At 41.2% G+C, this 17,008-nt stretch carries 16 protein-coding genes; 4 read left to right on the forward strand and 12 right to left on the reverse strand.

Annotated features, from left to right (window positions below):
- Window positions 1-101: 101 nt before the first annotated feature.
- Together KKZ03_RS04400 and KKZ03_RS04405 are read right to left on the reverse strand one after the other, a co-directional pair.
- On the reverse strand, window positions 102-1,247 hold the full coding sequence (locus KKZ03_RS04400) for a glycosyltransferase family 4 protein (RefSeq protein ID WP_305852367.1): 1,146 nt from the start codon (window positions 1,245-1,247) through the stop codon (window positions 102-104).
- Window positions 1,247-2,395: a glycosyltransferase family 1 protein gene (locus tag KKZ03_RS04405; protein ID WP_243220323.1), complete on the reverse strand. Its 1,149-nt coding sequence runs from the start codon at window positions 2,393-2,395 to the stop codon at window positions 1,247-1,249. Before KKZ03_RS04405 ends, KKZ03_RS04400 begins: the two co-directional genes overlap by 1 nt.
- A gap of 1,015 nt (window positions 2,396-3,410) precedes the next feature.
- Between KKZ03_RS04405 and KKZ03_RS04410 the strand changes: the two genes are divergently transcribed.
- On the forward strand, window positions 3,411-3,737 hold the full coding sequence (locus KKZ03_RS04410; RefSeq protein WP_243220325.1) for a transposase: 327 nt from the start codon (window positions 3,411-3,413) through the stop codon (window positions 3,735-3,737).
- A gap of 314 nt (window positions 3,738-4,051) precedes the next feature.
- On the opposite strand, the gene KKZ03_RS04415 is transcribed toward KKZ03_RS04410, so the two are convergent.
- From KKZ03_RS04415 to KKZ03_RS04430, 4 genes are read right to left on the reverse strand one after another with little or no spacing between them, the layout of a single operon-like run.
- Window positions 4,052-4,519, reverse strand: coding sequence for a nucleoside deaminase (locus KKZ03_RS04415; protein ID WP_243220327.1), 468 nt, complete (start codon window positions 4,517-4,519; stop codon window positions 4,052-4,054).
- Between the two features lies 1 nt (window position 4,520).
- Complete coding sequence (locus KKZ03_RS04420; protein ID WP_243220329.1) at window positions 4,521-5,585, reverse strand: homoserine O-succinyltransferase; 1,065 nt, start codon at window positions 5,583-5,585, stop codon at window positions 4,521-4,523.
- A gap of 19 nt (window positions 5,586-5,604) precedes the next feature.
- On the reverse strand, window positions 5,605-6,450 hold the full coding sequence (locus KKZ03_RS04425; RefSeq protein WP_243220330.1) for an ATPase: 846 nt from the start codon (window positions 6,448-6,450) through the stop codon (window positions 5,605-5,607).
- A gap of 12 nt (window positions 6,451-6,462) precedes the next feature.
- Entirely contained in the window at window positions 6,463-6,765 is a 303-nt protein-coding gene (locus tag KKZ03_RS04430; protein ID WP_243220332.1) for a DUF6763 family protein, read from the reverse strand.
- Window positions 6,766-7,697: 932 nt separating this feature from the next.
- On the opposite strand from KKZ03_RS04430, the gene smbP reads away from it, so the two are divergent.
- Window positions 7,698-8,030: a small metal-binding protein SmbP gene (gene smbP / locus KKZ03_RS04435; protein WP_243220333.1), complete on the forward strand. Its 333-nt coding sequence runs from the start codon at window positions 7,698-7,700 to the stop codon at window positions 8,028-8,030.
- Window positions 8,031-8,166: 136 nt separating this feature from the next.
- On the opposite strand, the gene KKZ03_RS04440 is transcribed toward smbP, so the two are convergent.
- From KKZ03_RS04440 to KKZ03_RS04450, 3 genes are all read right to left on the reverse strand, one after another.
- Window positions 8,167-10,092 (reverse strand): alpha-amylase family glycosyl hydrolase, encoded by a 1,926-nt coding sequence (locus KKZ03_RS04440; protein ID WP_243220335.1) that lies wholly within the window; start codon window positions 10,090-10,092, stop codon window positions 8,167-8,169.
- Window positions 10,093-10,345: 253 nt separating this feature from the next.
- Window positions 10,346-11,227, reverse strand: a complete 882-nt coding sequence (locus KKZ03_RS04445; protein WP_243220337.1) for a C1 family peptidase — start codon at window positions 11,225-11,227, stop codon at window positions 10,346-10,348.
- A gap of 111 nt (window positions 11,228-11,338) precedes the next feature.
- Window positions 11,339-11,665 carry a protease inhibitor I42 family protein gene (locus KKZ03_RS04450; protein WP_243220338.1) on the reverse strand — a complete coding sequence of 109 codons (327 nt, stop codon included), beginning with the start codon at window positions 11,663-11,665 and terminating at the stop codon, window positions 11,339-11,341.
- Window positions 11,666-12,451: 786 nt separating this feature from the next.
- Between KKZ03_RS04450 and KKZ03_RS04455 the strand changes: the two genes are divergently transcribed.
- Window positions 12,452-13,258, forward strand: a complete 807-nt coding sequence (locus KKZ03_RS04455; RefSeq protein ID WP_243220340.1) for a Crp/Fnr family transcriptional regulator — start codon at window positions 12,452-12,454, stop codon at window positions 13,256-13,258.
- A 78-nt stretch (window positions 13,259-13,336) separates the two neighbouring features.
- On the opposite strand, the gene KKZ03_RS04460 is transcribed toward KKZ03_RS04455, so the two are convergent.
- Genes KKZ03_RS04460 through purE form a run of 3 tightly spaced genes read right to left on the reverse strand, consistent with a single transcriptional unit; the run spans window position 13,337 to window position 16,193 of the window.
- The gene (locus tag KKZ03_RS04460) at window positions 13,337-14,566 is read right to left on the reverse strand and encodes an alpha/beta fold hydrolase (RefSeq protein ID WP_243220342.1); all 1,230 of its coding nucleotides are present in this window, start codon (window positions 14,564-14,566) and stop codon (window positions 13,337-13,339) included.
- Between the two features lie 38 nt (window positions 14,567-14,604).
- Window positions 14,605-15,699 (reverse strand): 5-(carboxyamino)imidazole ribonucleotide synthase, encoded by a 1,095-nt coding sequence (locus KKZ03_RS04465; protein WP_243220343.1) that lies wholly within the window; start codon window positions 15,697-15,699, stop codon window positions 14,605-14,607.
- Entirely contained in the window at window positions 15,696-16,193 is a 498-nt protein-coding gene (gene purE, locus KKZ03_RS04470; RefSeq protein ID WP_243220345.1) for a 5-(carboxyamino)imidazole ribonucleotide mutase, read from the reverse strand. The genes KKZ03_RS04465 and purE overlap by 4 nt, the downstream gene beginning before the upstream one ends.
- Window positions 16,194-16,478: 285 nt before the next feature.
- On the opposite strand from purE, the gene KKZ03_RS04475 reads away from it, so the two are divergent.
- The gene (locus tag KKZ03_RS04475; RefSeq protein ID WP_371744842.1) at window positions 16,479-17,003 is read left to right on the forward strand and encodes a hypothetical protein; all 525 of its coding nucleotides are present in this window, start codon (window positions 16,479-16,481) and stop codon (window positions 17,001-17,003) included.
- The last annotated feature ends 5 nt before the right edge of the window (window positions 17,004-17,008 follow it).

Genomic DNA, 17,008 nt, shown 5'->3' on the forward strand with positions numbered 1-17,008 from the left:
GAGAGTTGAAAATTTGTCCGAAGTATTATTACTAAGGTTCATAACGTTTTGCGTGCTCATGTAATAATAGAGTATAAATCATACCAGTTCGTCCAGCTATTTCAGCGGTACTGATCATGGTGCTGACTTATAACATCATTATAGAGATCAACATACGACCTTACCATCTGATCAGCAGTAAAGTGCTGCCAATATCGCTCCTCAGCACGTTTGCCCATGTCAGCGGCTTTCTCAGGATGCTCCCACAAATAACGCATTGCTTGTCGCAGAGCCAACGGGTCACTGGGTGGCACAACCAGTCCTGTGTCATCCTCAATATTGATAAATGTCGTTCCTGTCCCAATCTCACTGGAGATCATCGGCTTACCGTACATTGCACCCTCCAGCAGCGAAACACCAAAGGCCTCCGAACGTAAATGTGAAGGAAAAACCACCCCATAACATAGTTTTAGTAGCGCAACTTTATCCCCATCAGACTGGTATCCCAAGAAGTGAATATTGCGTAAACCAAGCTGAGTTGCCTGCTTTTTTAGTTGTACTTCAATTGGACCTGCTCCGACAATTACTATCGGGTAATCAGTTCCTTGAGCTGCCTCCAATAAAATATGTAGCCCCTTGTAATAACGGATAAGTCCAACAAACAAGAAAAATTTCTGGCCAACTATCTCTAGCCAAAACCGCATTCGATCTGGTAACGGCTGAGGATAGGTGGCTTTGTCCAACCCTATCGGAATCACGCAGACCTTGTCTTTGAAAAGTTGAAGTACATTACTGCTGGCCAAATAGTTTGGTGAGGTCGCTACAATGCGATCCACACTTCCCAGAAATCTTCGTTTCAATGGCCGATAAAGCTTGATTAGATGTTCTTGGCGAATAATATCTGAGTGATAAGTCACCACTGTCGGCTTTTTTACCCGGGTCGCAAAATGCACCACATCCATAAATGGCCAAGGAAAGTGGTAATGTATGATATCTGCCTTCTTGGCCAATTGCGAGAAACGAAAAAAAGCGGAGGCAGAAAAACCTGTAGAAGCAATTTGAAAATCCAATGGGGCGCGATGCGCCAGATAGCCATCAATTTCGACGGTGCATGCGTTACGGTCGGGTGTCAGTGATAGCACTTCTGTTTCGATGCCCAATTTATTGGTTCCTCTGGCAATCTGGTTGATAACTTGCTCAATACCGCCCATCGTATCCGGAAAGGATGTTCTATAAAAATGTAGAACCCGCAGCGGTTTTTGGCTCACTAAATCACCTCCCGATATACCGCTAAAGTCTCTTCAGCACAGCGTTTCCAGCTAAAACCGGCTGCCTGTAACAAACCCTTTTTTATCGCCTTACCTCGCCAGATTTCATCTTCTAACCCCATTACGATTAAATTACTTAAGGCTTCCACATCCTGCGGTTCACACATTGCTGCAGCATCTCCGGCTACTTCAGGTAATGTTGAGGCATTGGAACAAACGACCGGAATACCAGAAGCCATTGCTTCAAGTACTGGTAAACCAAAGCCCTCATATAAAGAAGGAAACACAAAAACACGAGCGCCTGCATAAATCAATGGCAACTCATCAGTATCTACAAAACCTAAATAATGGACCCAACCCTCTGACACTGCGGCTTTAATGCGGGCATGTAAATGTTCACTACGCCAGCCATGATAACCAATCAACACGAGAGGCCATTGCTGTCTCACAGATGGAGGCAGCAGGGTATAGGCATCCAATAATACGTCCAAATTTTTTCGCGGCTCAATGGTACCCACATATAAGCTGTAGCCATGTAAATTTAAACCATGCTTCCTTAGTACAGGTATTAATTCATTAGCTGTTCTTGGTCGAAAATCAGCTGAACACGCAAGGGGAACCGCACGGATTTTCTCCAGCGGCCAGCCAAAATAAGCCGCGACCTCCTGGCGAGTATATTCTGAATCCGTTATCAACATATCAGTTCTCTTAAGTGTCAGTGTGATTTCTTTACGCATATATTTTACTCGCTCAGGCGGACTACAATGCGCCCAAGTAAACATAGAAAGATCATGAAAAGTGCATACACTAGGCCCTTCAAACGAAGGTAAATAAAAATTTGGCCCGTGATAAACATAATCCGAATAGCCGCGTAATGCATAACGCTTGATGGGCGTTGAAATCAATCGATACATTTCTACCGTTAACGAATTCTTGAGAATTGTCCGACCCAAATTGCTTGGAGAAAAAATATTGGGTTTACTTGATTGCACGGCTTTAGGAAGATCATCAGTAAAACGATAACCAGAGAAAAAACGCAATTGCTCAATTTGAGCTATTTCTTTAAGATGCCTGGCAAGTTCAAACGTATAACGACCGATACCCGTAAGAGGAAATCGAACCGGATCAATTGATAAAATAATTTTCATGCTATACCTGCCGACGTTAACCAGCGTGATGTAACTTCCATAGTTTCAGTCGCATCATTCAGGAGTTGTTCCATGTTAAAAGAAAGTACAGTAATTGTTATCAATGACACTCCGATGTCGTTAACGTAAAAAAATGCCCACATCAGTTTACCAAAACATCATGCTAAAAGTTCTTTATTATCATGAACATTGGCAATTACATAAGGCTCGTTGGTCGATTCCAAATAGTACGGTTAGAAGGTATTCCTTCTTAATGAGTTGCAGGCAATCGTGTTGGCAAATAAAATAGCTCAATAATTATTATTGGAGTAAATTCCGGCTATTTCTACAATCGTTCAAATAGTAGCAGGTTTCTCAAAGTAGATCTGCTGTATATCGTTTGCGGGTAATAAGGTTGGGCTTTTGATTTCGTGTCAGGGCCTATTCTATCATCACTCACGCCCTACCGAAACGTTAAAGGCCTAAGCTATGTTGTCTAACTTGATCAAGTTCATGGAGCCACCATTTCTTTAATCATATCGTCCAGCGTAATTCTATTTAATATTTAACCAATCCAAGTTATTTTGGTATGTTCAGCAATTAAAAGTTATTTACCTGAAAAATATATATGTGAAATATTATAGTGGGTAATTACAAAAACTTTAGTTGTCAGAGTATGCAGAAATGGAATCATAAGTTATTGTTTATCGATACTAATAAAAAACAGCGGACAATGAAGGATAGAGCTTTAATGGCGGGCTGTCAGTGTTCTCCCGTTACTGCCTGACATTGGAAGAAGGGGGGTAAGTCTTCACTACGCGCTAGTGGAAGGCTGGGCGGAAATGGCTGTAGACCATAAGCACCAAGGCTCTCAGAGGATTGTGTTTTACCGGACGACTAATACGCGCTAGCGGAAGGCTGATACTCATGTCTCGACCATAAAAGTGTGATGGTAGTAAATAAAATAGCACGCTGCAATCTCCTGTTCGGCGGCAAAACGTGGGCGTCCTAAAAAAGCGAAGAACGCATTAAACCGTTGACCCGTATTGAGCGGCAAGCCAGTGTTATGGATATGGCGGACATGCTTAACGATTTGCCAACAGCTTACGACGTAGACACCAAGAAAAACAGTAAGGGTTATAAAATCAGTTGGATCGGCTATAAGTTGCACATCGATGTGGCGGATGGCGGCATTCCCATCAGCGTGGTATTGACCTCCGCCTCTACCCACGATAGCCAGGTTGCTATTCAATTAGCAATAATAAGTAATGAGCGCGTTACTAATCTTTATGATGTCATGGATTCTGCTTATGATGTGCCCAAAATTCACGACTTTACCGGCTTTATCCAAATAATAGGCTGAACTTAAGCCGGATAAGCCGGCACCGACAATTAAAACATCTGTGCTATTATTATCGGCATAAACCCAGCCTGATCGGAGATCAAGCATGAGAGTCAAAAAAGAAAGCCATATCAAACGCTGCAGGATATTGAAAAAACCGATTGTAATTTTAGCCTGAACTTGATTAAGTTTATAACTACTCGCCATTTTATTGGAAAATCCATTATTTTTACGAGGCAATACTATTAACTAAAATTCGGGTTTTACCTGTTTCGTTTAAATAATCCCTATAAAAATCATTGTAATTTATCCAATTCATTAGGCAGCAATAGCTGTCAATAAACTACCTTAACTTTTTTTTCAGTCCATAATTTAAAGGGCTGCAAGGCATTTGGCAAGTTTATATGATGCATTGCAATACTGCGTTCAGATGGCGAAATTAAAATCTCATCATAAATAAAACTATCATCAAAATTTGCGGCAGCGGCATCAAAACGACTACAGGCATAATAAACTTTTGAGAGCCTAGCCCAGTAGATTGCGCCTAAACACATAGGACAGGGTTCGCAACTGGTGTAAAGAATACAGTCGTGAAGCTGAAAATCATTAAGCGCTATACACGCCATGCGAATTGCCGAAATCTCCGCATGAGCGGTAGGGTCAAGGGAACTGGTAACTTTATTGCCACTGGCCGCTATCAGGCGTTTATCTTTAACAATAATCGCACCATAAGGACCACCGTCGCCTGAGCTCACATTGTCTGCTGCCAGATCAATGGCTTGCTGTAAAAATCCGTCGTGCATCTTAAAGACCCAAAGGATTATTAGGGTCAACACCCGCCATAAAAGGCAGGCGCCTATCCTGATGTGTAAGTTGATATATCTTGCCTAACCAGTTATTGAAAACAGCCTTTGCCGTATCGCTCCAGGTATTATCAATATGCTCCAGAACCTCGGCCTCAGGAAATACATCCAGTGGTTTACCGGAATGTCTGACTGATCTGACATGTATCTCATAATCGAAAAAAATTTGCTGCACAATTTCATTAAAATAATGTTCGGGGAAAGGTGGATAGTCTGCTATTTCCTTACGATAAAAGCGCATTACTTCGCGTTTATATTCCTTTAACAAACTAATATCATCATATTCGGGATGACCCTGAAAGAAAACAATACGAAAACCATCAGGACTCACCGCAAGATGAACTCCGGCTTCTTTGCTGGCAGCCAAAATTTTAAGCCCACACCGTTCCATATCACTTTGAAATATTTCATTAAACCGGGAATGGGGTACATCAAAGCGGGTGTTAATTTCTGCAACCAGGGGATGGGTACGGTTGATAAGCTTATGAGCAAAAACCCCCCAACGTTTAGCCGATAATCGGGTGCGCTCAATACCATAAAGATATTGAATGACGGCATGAGTGGCAAGGCATGAGCAAAGCACAGAGGTGACATTTTCATTGGCCCAGGAAAAAACTTCCATCAGCGGTTGCCAAAAATCCTCTTCAGGCAGACTGGGATGAGTGACATTGGCACCACTGATAATCAAGGCATCCAGACCATCCAGCTTGATTTGCTCAAAGGACTCATAATATTTATCAATATGTGCCTGAGCTTGGGTGCTTCTTGTAAGACCTGCCACGGTAAAAGGATGAACATGAAATTGAACAATTTGGTTACAAGCTCCCACCAGTCGAAAGAATTGTCTTTCTGTCGCTTCCAGTGCAGCATCCGGCATTATATTAAGAAACCCGATATGCATTTCCCTAATATCCTGTTGGCTGGCTCGATCCGGCGCTAATATTTCTTCACCTTCTTCACGCAGACGTTGAAAAGTGGGCAAATTAATATGAGCGACTAAAGGCATAATAACAACTCTTTGGTTATCATGACTGTTTAGCCAGTGCGTCGGTAATCAACCGGATAAAATCAGCTTCATTCCTGACAGCAGCGGCATCATTAGCATCAACGGTATAACCGTACTGGTCGGCGATGGCCTGATAACGAGGCAATCTGGATTTGAATAACTCAGGAAAAACCCAAGAAACAAAATCATCCGGAGGCATAACATCGGTAGAGGCATAGTTTTTAAGACACAGAAATTCAGCAAGCTTTTCATCAAGAAACGCTTCCCTGTAATACAATGGCTTGGGATCAGTTTTGGCACGCTCAATAATAGTTTGCTCCAAAGCTGGCGGTATTTTGATATAAATAATTAGCGTATTTTGAGCCAGCGTTTCCAACACATCAGGACTGTCCAGTTCACAAACGCTGCCTCCAGCATCGTTGATAAAATGATGGTAACCGTAGATATCTTCAGCTTTATGAATAAATTCAGGGACATCATTCATGGCCGCAATTTCAGCCTGATGATGCAATAGTTGACGACGCTTAAACTCCCGTAAAGATAATCCGGCATGAGCCGGATCACCAAGCTTTCCCAAAAAAGAAGATACCGGGGCCAGATTATCAACGGTTATTTTGTTGGAAATATAAATAGAATCCGATAATAATAAATCACGCAAAAAAGGCACGCTCATTGCCTGACGTTTAATATTATCCAGAATGGGTTCTCGTAAATATTTAGTACCTATCCGATAATCACCTGAATAGTGAAACCATTTGGCTTTAGGTAATTTATTGGCTAATGTCGTTTTTCCGGCGCCTGACATAGCCAGCAAAGTAATTCTTTTTGATGGCCAGTCTAAGAATTCCTGTGGACTCATTTTCATGCAAAAGTTTCCTTACTCGTCCAGATAATTTTCAATGTCCACGTCCTCATCATTAGGCTTGTGGGAATCCGTATCTGAATAGCCCAGATCATCGGTTTCAATATCATCAAAAGGAGCGCTCCAGTCTTCAGGGGCTTCGATGTAATCAAAGGTTGAGTTATACCAACTATCATTATCATATTCGCCAATATCACCATTAAGGTATTGAACTTCAATTGAATCGTCATTTTCATCGATAGCAACAACTTTAAATTTCAGTTTGTTTTCTACGTCTTTGTACCAACTATCGATGATAGGGTCTGTTACTGTTGTCATTATGCTCACCTTAAATGTTAGTCAGAATATTCGATAAGATATAAATTAATCACATGAAATAACTTTAGCGATTTAAAAACACCTATGTCGTTTATCCTAAACCTTTGTACAAAGATGAACTAGCCAAAATTATAAAATGCACATTACCCGGGAGGCTGTCCGAAAATAGAAAACCTACTGCAGAAAAGCTATTTTGGCCATATTTTCCGCTCATTTTGGATTAATAGAATAACTATTTACCTCAAATGACCAAACAATCTGACTCAAAATAGCTTTCCATCGCTACGATTCCTATTCTCGGGCAGCCTCTTGGCAGATATTATTAACCCACTTTAAGCAAAAAAAAATATTATTTTTCAGGAATTGAAATACTCTTACTATTTTTTATTTTTACCTTAAGATATTGCCAAAAACTATCCTGTTTAGAGATAGTTTCATCAGTTATAAAGGAAGTCCGGCTTGCTTGCAAGTATGTAGTCTTGTGCTGACGTTTGTCTGGCGTTTTCATCTTCTGTCAAGCAACAAAAACATTGCCATGAAGACTGCTTACTTGCATTGGATAATCTGAATTTAGCCATTTAAGGAAGCGATAGAGCTGTCGTACGGATTTATAAAAATTATAAAGCATGCTATTGGGTTGGTTTTTACTGATTGACTCTCTACGTACCGGTTTACCTACGCAATACTGGTAAATTTATGATTATAAAAGACCAGAATTTTTCCGGATAAATTTATGAAAATTCATCATTATCCTGTCAAAAAACAAAGACCCACCCGGAAAAATGTTCAGCAACAATATTTAGATTAGTCGGTGCATTGCAAAATAAATATTATGATGGTAAAAATATACGCGCCGAACCACCGGTTTTAAATTTTTATAATACGTGGTATCGACAATCTAAATATTCTAAATAATACCGAGGAGAAAAATAATGAAAAAAATAGCATCCGTATTTGCAGGTTTATTGTTGTGTTTAAGCACAAACGTTTTCGCAGAAGAACACCTTGACGCTGCGTTGGAACATGCTAACGCAGCTGTAGCTGAAGGTAAGGCAGGTAAAGCACCAAGCTTGGTCACACATGCGAAAGCAGCCCTGGATCATTCTCTGGCTGCTTCCCTCGTTACCAAGAGCGTACAAAAAAACCATATAGACGCAGCCTCTGATTCTTTACAAGAAGCCATTGATCATGGCAATTTGAATCATGCACAACCCGCTACAAAATCTGCCGAAGAAGCAGTAACTCACCTTAAAGCGGCTAAATAGTAATACCATCAAGACTTGTAACGAGAAGGCGGGCAGAATATTTTGCCCGCTTTTTTATCGTGCCATGATTTCTGTTGGTAAACAGGATTTAAATCATGCCATTCAAAGCCAAATAATTTTTCCAAGGCTGACTCAACTATTCATAGATGACAAATCCACCGGGCGGAACCGTTAAGCGAACTGCTTTGCCATTTCGTGCTTCAATCCTGACTTCTAAACCTTTCTGTTTGGGATCAGTTGAATAAAGGCATTTTAAAAACGTCGAATTATCCCCATGCAAATTGTTATCAATGGTCACCCAAGCAGTTCGGGATTGATCAACATCGGTGTTAATTGCCAGTACCATTTCGTGATTATTGAAGATGCGCGACCAAGGTACGACAGACAGAATAAGGCCACCAATCATTTGTGGATAACCAAAAGTACCGGCATCACCACTATCAGAAATTTGCCGAAGATACTGCCGCCCTCTACGCAGAGCAATAAACTCTTGTCTGATTTTATTAATGTCCGCAATTATTCGGTAGATTTTATGATCCTCATTAAAAAAATGCAGACCACTACTTTGAATGGAGCCAAATTTTCCACCAAACATACATTCACGCAAATAACGGTCATTATCTCCAGCACCGTTAAAGGCTTGTTCCGTGCCGTAAAACAGACAGGGAATGCCCATCGTGGTGAGATTAAGAGCAACAACAGTTGATAAATGTGCGTAACCATTACTTTCAGCGCAAAAGCGTGCCTTGTTATTACCTTTACGAACTTGATCATGATCATCAAAAAGCGTGACGATATGCTTGCCAAACCACACATGAGAATCTTTTCTGACCAGTATCGAATTTCTAAACAAATTAAAGTAGGATTGCGGATCACGATAACCTTTTGCCAGATATTCCATCTTGTCCGGTATATCATCAATACCCAAAGCCGCATTGAGCCCCGTCGTTTCCATCGTATCAAAGGCAAATTCACGACCTCCGGTGATTTCACCAATCAGGTAGAAGTTTTCCTTACCCAGACTTTGAGCATATTCTTGAATGACTGCGGTGAAGTAACGGGTAGCCCCTGGCTCCATATGTTTGACTGTATCAATACGATAGCCGTCAATGTCGGCGAATGCGATCCAGAATTTATAGATATCACAGAGTGCTGCAAGAGCCGCAGTGGGATGAAAACTATCAATAATCCTGTTGCCATAGACGTCACGATCATGTTCTCCGTGATTAATATCTTTCAGCGTCATAAAATCGCCTTCCCGATATTCAGGATCATAATCCCAGCTTGAAATACGACCTTTGCGGGTGAAAGTCTCTGGATACTGCAACTCTGTCGGCCAGATAGCTTGATCAGGCCACGCTTCAGGATGGGCAACTGTATCAATCCGTGCAAATGGAACATCAGGATTTCCATCAGCATTACGGTAGCCTTTAACCCGATAGGGATTATTATCCCAACGCGGATCCATGAAATGACCTCCATGCCCATCGCCAGTGTAATAGCGGTCAGCATCATAAGCGAATACATCGCCAGAATGATTAAAAATAATATCCAGAATAACGTAGATACCTTGCTTATGAGCGATATCTACCAAGTCCTGCAAATCTTGTCGTGTGCCAAAATGGGGATCGACATCCAAAAAATTCTGTATTGCGTAACCATGATAGGAGTGCTCGTCTTTAGGTTTTTGTTTAAATACCGGACTAATCCAGATCGCAGTGACCCCAAGACGTTTCAAATAACCTATTTTGCTTGCCAGGCCTTTCAAAGTCCCCCCCAGCCAACGGTTACCCTGTTCTGACCATTGCTTCCGATCGGTATTATAGGCATCCCGGTCAAATTGAAAAAGCGGCGTTATTCCGGTAGCTACCGACTTACCGTTATTGTCGACATAACCCTTTTCGTTGCCATCAGAAAATCGATCCAGCAATAAAAAATAAAGAACCTGATCTTCCCATGCCGCCGGTGAAGGATGAAATTCAGGTTTTTTATAAGCCGCCCAATCTATATCGGCAATTGATGATTCAATTTTATTATGGGTTTTATTATCTGTATTTTTCATGATTTTTTAACCTTCATTCTTTAAAAAAGTCATTGCAAAAGGAGCTAAAACGATCTGAAATTACTGCAAGTGATGTTACAATTCCGAAATAGTGAAAAAAGTTTACGAGGTGTAATTCTTGCCTTGTATCAGCATCTATTTCTCATGGTGACTTTCAAAAATTAAACTTCCGGTAAGATCATACAGATAACATCCCTTGAAGGGATGGTATCTGTTAACATCAAAATTATTTATCTGAGAATCTATAGAAAACCTAGAGCCCGAATTTCGTTGTTTGGACATATTTTTCACTGATCAGTGTCCACCAATCCACGGCCAGTCCTTTTAGGACATATTCATACGGTAGCCAACCATAACCCCCATCACCCCAACTGGTTCCCCAGGAATTTCTTATTAATAAAGCCCCTGTGGTTGTCGTACTGCTATTGGCGTTCTTGATGGTCAAGGCATCGTCATAACCGACCGCCATAATGGCATGTCCACCTGCTATCTTATCTTTAGAGGAAGGATAAGGAATTTTGCCTTTGCCTGCACCGTTCGCTTGACTCACAGAATTATAAACCGTAAAGCCAAACATGGAGGGTAAATTAGCCGCCAGATTAGTCTTGATTTGACTTAACAGATTTGCAGGAGTGGTGCCTACAGGATCGAGTCGGTAATAATTAACAGCCTGGAAAGATTGGGCAAAGGCATATAAAAATGCCGAAGGCTCTACATCAAAACTGGCAATTTTATAAGGCCAATACTTTTCCGGTGGAACCCCAAATAATGCCATGGCTCCCATAGTGGTTCGCAAATAGGCACCGGTATCACCAGTCCAGCCCAAAAGATTGCGGGTTGCTTTGTAAAGAAACAATCTGGAGCCGTCCAGCCATTCACCATAGGCTTTTTTTTGATAGAACTCGATCATTCCAACACCGGCATTAGCTGTGCATGACCCCAACTGCCCCTGATCCTCAATAGGAGCACACCACGCACGGAGATCTACTTTAGCGGCTAAAGTTGCAGGCTTGGTCAATACATTGAGCTGTTTAAGCAGTGGTTTAATGTCTTCATGTTCGGGTGAATAATCTCTAAAATCAGGCAGATCCCGTACCCATCCCAAACCATAATTTTCATGTGCTTCGTTCATCATCTTATCTCCAAAAATTAAGTAATATTCTTGATTATTTTTTTAGAAGTTGTTGAGCCACTTTAGTACCTCCTTATAGACTATTTGTTGTCTTGAATTAATTTAGCCGAATAATCATTTCTTTATAACAAGATTCAATTCAAAAATTTTTAAAGGCAGTCTATTTTGCTCAAAGGGTCGATGGAATATCAGCCTCACTATGCTTGTTCCTGCCGCAAGCGCATGCAGTTTTATAATTTCCATCCCAACAGATCCAGGTGCTTTATCGTTGGCAAAAAACTCTGCTTGACCAAGCCCCAGTTTGTTCATATCCAGTGAAACAGGCTCCCAGACATACCCTGTAGTTGGATTTCCTGGTAATATAATTTCAAGTTCGTCGCCAACGAGTATTTCAACTATTTTACCGGTATCGTTCTCTGTTAATTTCATGGATTCGCCCATAGATATATCCATAGATATATAATATTAATCGCATGTTGGAATTCAGAATTTCCCGATGAATAAGGTTATATCAAAAAAATTAATATACCCAAGTGGCCCAGTATCTTTGATTATTTACAAAAACTGCAAGGATGCAAAAGCAGTTGCCAAGATTGAAAAACATTTACGTAGCGTGCTACATAACCGTTTTGACAACTCGGGAAATCACCCAAGTACGTTTCTACGACTCCCCAAGAAATACAATCCATCAAATACAATTCGCATTGATTCGTTAAATCTCCTCTGTAATTTTTTTGCCAGTTTCATAAACCTTGTTAAAAATACAGTCAAAGACTTTTAATCCCGCTTTTGTTATTTTCTTTTCTATGAGCTCTTTTATATAGATTAATTAGAATCATGTCGAATAATGTGCTGTCCGTATTTCAATACCTGTTTTATCCCATAAAGCCTCAAAATAGTCTGTCTTGAGAAGTTACTGACCCAATCCATCAGCAATAAAATGCTTGATTTTTTAATGCCACCGTAAGTAATGTACCCAAAAATTAACTTTGCAACTAAATGTGCCTAACGCATAAACTGCGCCTATTCTATCCAAAGCCTCACTAAAAAAAATTGATGCAGGTTAATTTTTTTAACAAAAAATTTATTTTCATTTAACAGCCATTGATATATTCCAAAAAAACTAACTGAAAGCTATCCGTATTTATACCTATTAAAAACAGATCATTAATCATGTTAGACTTGCGCTTTATAGCTTTTTCATATTGCTATCGGGATATAGGTCACATGTATTTTCGTTCAAATGGATCAAAAGGGCTTTGCTGTACATGCCCTAACCGATATTTCCGCTTTTGCAAAAGCCTGTTAAACAGCTCTTCAACAGAATTTGATCCGCATGCTGTTAAAAATCTGGCAGTTACTGCAAAACAATATTTATATCACCAAGGCGATTTGAATAACGAGTTATTTGTCTTGCAAGAAGGTTGGGTAATGCTGACGAGGCTTTCCGAAGACGGTAAACGTCAGGTGTTTCGATCAGTCCTGCCAGGAGAACTACTCGGATTTCAACAACACTTGCACGGCCCCGCTATCTATTCAGCTATCGCGTTATTGGACAGTTTACTCTGCAAGGTTCCAAACAGTGTTGAGTACTATTCTACACAGCCAGAACTGGCTTTAAGCCTTGCTGTTACAGAAGCTTGTGACAAGATGCTGACCGAGATGTATCTTGGATTCATCACTCATCGAAATGCACGTGAAAGGATCGCTTTTATGGTGCTGGAGCTTTATCATCGACTCATGATGCGTGGCCTGAATAAGGAATACTCCATTCAATTTCCACTCAAACAGGAAGATATAGGAGACACGCTTGGGCTGACTACCGTACATGTCAACCGAACCTTGCACGCCTTTAGGGACGAAGGCGTGTTGCTAATACACAAGCATGAATTAACTATTCTGGATTACGATATGCTTCATTCTTTAGCAGGGTCTACTTTTAAAATTTTAGCACCTGAGGGGCTTGAAAATCCGGTTGAAGCGAGCAAAATTAGCAGTCAGGTCTTTAAATACAAAAGCCCCGAAGACCATTAAGATCGACGAGGCTTCAAAGCGCTGTCGAATAATAATGGTTCAATAGCTATCAAGCTTTACGACATATTGGCAATTCACTTAGTGTGATTGCAATTTATCGAACCATTCTTTTTGACGAGCCACAGAGGTGAGAAATGTTGCATGGTGATCACCTGATTTAACCGGCTCGGTAACAATTGACTGACTACCCATGCTTTTTTGATAAATAGAAGCTAGCTTACCTATTGGAATAGCTATAACTTCATCCAACATACCGTAATACATTTTTACCGGTGTTTTAAATACCCTGCGATAAGTTTGCATGTCGGACAAGATTTTGCCATAGTCAGAATCAACAAAATAGCCGGGGTCTGAATATTTATCATTAAGCAACTTTTTGAAGTCAGTCGGGAGGCTTTTAACTATTGCCTTAAGTTCATCTATGCCACTGTAATCCCGCTCATATATTTTTCGCATGTCGTTATAGTAGGCGGCCTTTATAACGTCTCTGGCAAGACCCTGCTTGGAAAAATAGTTTTCATAAGAGAAAGCAGTAAGGCCAACCAAGGTATTTAACCACACGGCATCGATTTTTCTTGGGTGATAAATCCACCCGTTCAGCGCAGCAAAGATATCATTGGGGGCTGAGGCAGTCGATGCGGCTTTAACAGGGATGTTTCGGCTTTCAAGTTTCTCCAGAAAGGCTGTCGTAACAAAGCCTCCTTGTGACCAACCTGCCAGAAAGAGGTCTGTCTGGCTTAATTTTTTTTCTTGTTTAAGAAATTGAATGGCAGCCTCATACAAATCAATACACGCTTGCTGTTCGCTGGCCTTGACTGAATAGGCTTCAGGTTCTATAGAATCCCCCATACCGAAGTAATCAGCAGCTATTACCATATAACCTTGGCCGGCAAACTGGGCAACCATAAGCCGTGTTTCATAAGCGGCAGGATTAATAGGGTCAGAAAATGAATACGACGGCACATCATGCTTTCCAAATACGGTTCCGTGCTGATAAGAAACGATAGGTAGCGCTGAGGCATCACGAATTTTAGGAATAGCCAATAAGCCAAAAGCCTTGGTTGACTTATTGGCCTGCTCCGGAATAACCGAATCGTAAGCCACTTTAAAAAGCTCTACATCATACTTGGCAGGCGAATAATGTGGCAACTTATAGGTCTTCGGTGTTCCGCTCGAAAAAACATCACGCTCTTTAGTCAGTATCTTATTAAGTTGCGAAATAGTTTGTGGTTCGAGAGGCGTGAATGTAAAGTCCGCATGCACACTCGTGGTAAAAACAAATAACAGTAAGCCAACATATAATTGCATAGTCATTCCAATAAATTATTTTCTGTGATCTTGCCTTATTACGAATCGTCGACCTTATCGGCAAGCAGGGTCAACTGCTTGATTAAGGCCGATAATTGCTCGGTAGTTTCAGTACGTACCGTAGCATGCGCAACTTTACGACCTTGGCGGGGTGCTTTATCGTAAAGATGCAAATGCGCATGAGGTACTGCCAATAATTCTTCGATTTTTGGCAGTCCACCAATAAAATTAACCATCGCAGCATTACTAACGGCGGTAGTTGCACCTAAAGGCAAGTCCAGAATGGCACGCAAATGATTTTCAAACTGGCTGGTTTCTGCGCCTTCAATCGTCCAATGGCCAGAGTTATGTACGCGCGGAGCAAACTCATTGGCAATTAATTTTCCGTCCACTTCAAATAATTCCAGTGCCAACACGCCAACATAATCCAGCGCTTCCATTAAACGAGAAATATAACTCTCGGCTTGTTGCTGCATAGGATCATTATCACAACTTGTCGAAACACGCAAAATTCCGCCGCGATGTAAATTCTGGGATAGCGGATAAAAAACGGTAGCACCGGAAACATTTCGTGCGGCGATGATGGATACTTCCCTGTTAAACGGAACAAAAGCTTCAACAACTCCCTGCATACCGGCCAACTGCTCCCAAGCGGGTTTTAAGTCAGCAACCGATTTGAGCAAGGATTGACCTTTACCGTCATAACCCATTGTGCAGCTCTTTAAAATGGCTGGCCAGCCAATAATTGCCATTGCCTGTTCCAGGCTCTCAAAACTGTCCACAGCGACATAAGGCGAAACAGGAATGTCAATATCATGAAAAAAAGCTTTTTCGATTAACCGATCCTGCGCGACTGCGAGAGCTTTGGGGGCAGGATGCACTTGAGTGTGTGAAGCAAGAAATTCAGCCACATCAGCGGGTACATTTTCAAACTCGTAAGTGACTACATCAGCACGCTCTGCAAGTTGCGCGAGCAAATGCGGATCGTTATAATCGCCGAGTAAATGTTCACCCAGACTGCTGGCACAGGAATCTGCCGAGGGATCAAGAAAAATAAAATCCACACCTAAAGGATAACCTGCTAAAGCAATCATTCTGGCAAGCTGTCCTGCACCCAGTACACCGACTATCATAAAATTTCCTCACGTGGATCAGAATGCGCCAGCACGTTTTCAGTCTGCTCATTTCTAAACGCATTCAATGCGGCCCGAAAATGCGTATGTTTATTGCTGATAATTGCTGCCGCCAATAATGCCGCGTTAATAGCGCCAGCTTTACCAATTGCCAGTGTGCCTACCGGGATTCCTGCCGGCATTTGCACAATAGACAGTAATGAATCCATACCATTCAGAGTCTTGGACTGCACCGGGACACCCAAAACAGGAATCGCTGTTTTTGCAGCGGTCATGCCCGGCAAATGTGCCGCACCACCGGCACCCGCAATAATAACTTCCAGGCCTTTGGACTCTGCAGTTTCTGCGTATTTAAACAGTTTGTCGGGGGTTCTATGTGCAGAAACCACTTCAACTTCATGAGGGATGCCCAGACGTTCCAGTGTTTCAGCTGCAAAGCGCATAGTTTCCCAATCAGAGGTCGAGCCCATGATGATGCCAACCAGTGCTGTCATGCATTACTCCTTGATAGTATCAGTACGATTTGGATAATTTAAAAGGCGCGTAGTATCGCATAAATGGCGTCATGATGCTTTCTAAGTTACAGAAGATTTTTATCGGCTAAACCGGTGATTATTAATCGGATGTGGAAAAGTATTAAAAGGGTAATAACCAATCAAAAAATCATTGAACCAGTACTAATGAATATCAACAATCTAAAGAGAACTAGAACGAGTGCTTATAAAATGATAAAGTCGTTAGATTATTCTGTGACAGATTCAAGGTCCGATTGGTAATCCTTGAGCCTATTAACCCTTGTGATGCAATCTATGAAAACACACACTTTTACAAAAAACTTTTTTTTGGCTGCTTTAACCAGCATTATTATTGCGCTATTAATGACTGGTTGCTCAGATGACAATGATGTCAATAAGGGAAAAAAACCACCGGTTAAAACCGTGTTTAACCCGTTTGATCATTCTCATGATGTCCCTGTGACTGATATTCAAAAGCATAAATTTGAGCATGATTTTGCTGCACAATGTGTGACAAGGGAATTGAAAAATTCCGTGAATGTAGAAGAAGACAAAGAACGCTTTTCTAAATCATGCGAATGTGTTGCGTCCGAGATGATGCAAGATTTAACGGCTCAAGAAGCTGAAAAATTTCTTACCGAACATGAAAATCCACGGTCATTACAAATCAAATATACTGCGGCTGTTTATCATTGCACCCAACAGAGCTCAGTGAAAGGCTTTAAAACTTTTAATACACCCAAACCTGAACCTAAAAAAGAGGAAGGTTTTTTTAGCAAGTTTTTTTAGATCTT

This window comes from Methylobacter sp. S3L5C (genome assembly GCF_022788635.1).
Taxonomy (GTDB): domain Bacteria; phylum Pseudomonadota; class Gammaproteobacteria; order Methylococcales; family Methylomonadaceae; genus Methylobacter_C.

Coding starts and splice junctions, on each gene's coding strand:
- purE (WP_243220345.1), bottom strand. CDS start 16,193: ATGACAGCACTGGTTGGCATCATCATGGGCTCGACCTCTGATTGGGAA.
- KKZ03_RS04455 (WP_243220340.1), top strand. CDS start 12,452: ATGTATTTTCGTTCAAATGGATCAAAAGGGCTTTGCTGTACATGCCCT.
- KKZ03_RS04405 (WP_243220323.1), bottom strand. CDS start 2,395: ATGAAAATTATTTTATCAATTGATCCGGTTCGATTTCCTCTTACGGGT.
- smbP (WP_243220333.1), top strand. CDS start 7,698: ATGAAAAAAATAGCATCCGTATTTGCAGGTTTATTGTTGTGTTTAAGC.
- KKZ03_RS04460 (WP_243220342.1), bottom strand. CDS start 14,566: ATGCAATTATATGTTGGCTTACTGTTATTTGTTTTTACCACGAGTGTG.
- KKZ03_RS04440 (WP_243220335.1), bottom strand. CDS start 10,092: ATGAAAAATACAGATAATAAAACCCATAATAAAATTGAATCATCAATT.
- KKZ03_RS04425 (WP_243220330.1), bottom strand. CDS start 6,450: ATGAAAATGAGTCCACAGGAATTCTTAGACTGGCCATCAAAAAGAATT.
- KKZ03_RS04465 (WP_243220343.1), bottom strand. CDS start 15,699: ATGATAGTCGGTGTACTGGGTGCAGGACAGCTTGCCAGAATGATTGCT.
- KKZ03_RS04430 (WP_243220332.1), bottom strand. CDS start 6,765: ATGACAACAGTAACAGACCCTATCATCGATAGTTGGTACAAAGACGTA.
- KKZ03_RS04420 (WP_243220329.1), bottom strand. CDS start 5,585: ATGCCTTTAGTCGCTCATATTAATTTGCCCACTTTTCAACGTCTGCGT.
- KKZ03_RS04415 (WP_243220327.1), bottom strand. CDS start 4,519: ATGCACGACGGATTTTTACAGCAAGCCATTGATCTGGCAGCAGACAAT.
- KKZ03_RS04450 (WP_243220338.1), bottom strand. CDS start 11,665: ATGGGCGAATCCATGAAATTAACAGAGAACGATACCGGTAAAATAGTT.
- KKZ03_RS04445 (WP_243220337.1), bottom strand. CDS start 11,227: ATGATGAACGAAGCACATGAAAATTATGGTTTGGGATGGGTACGGGAT.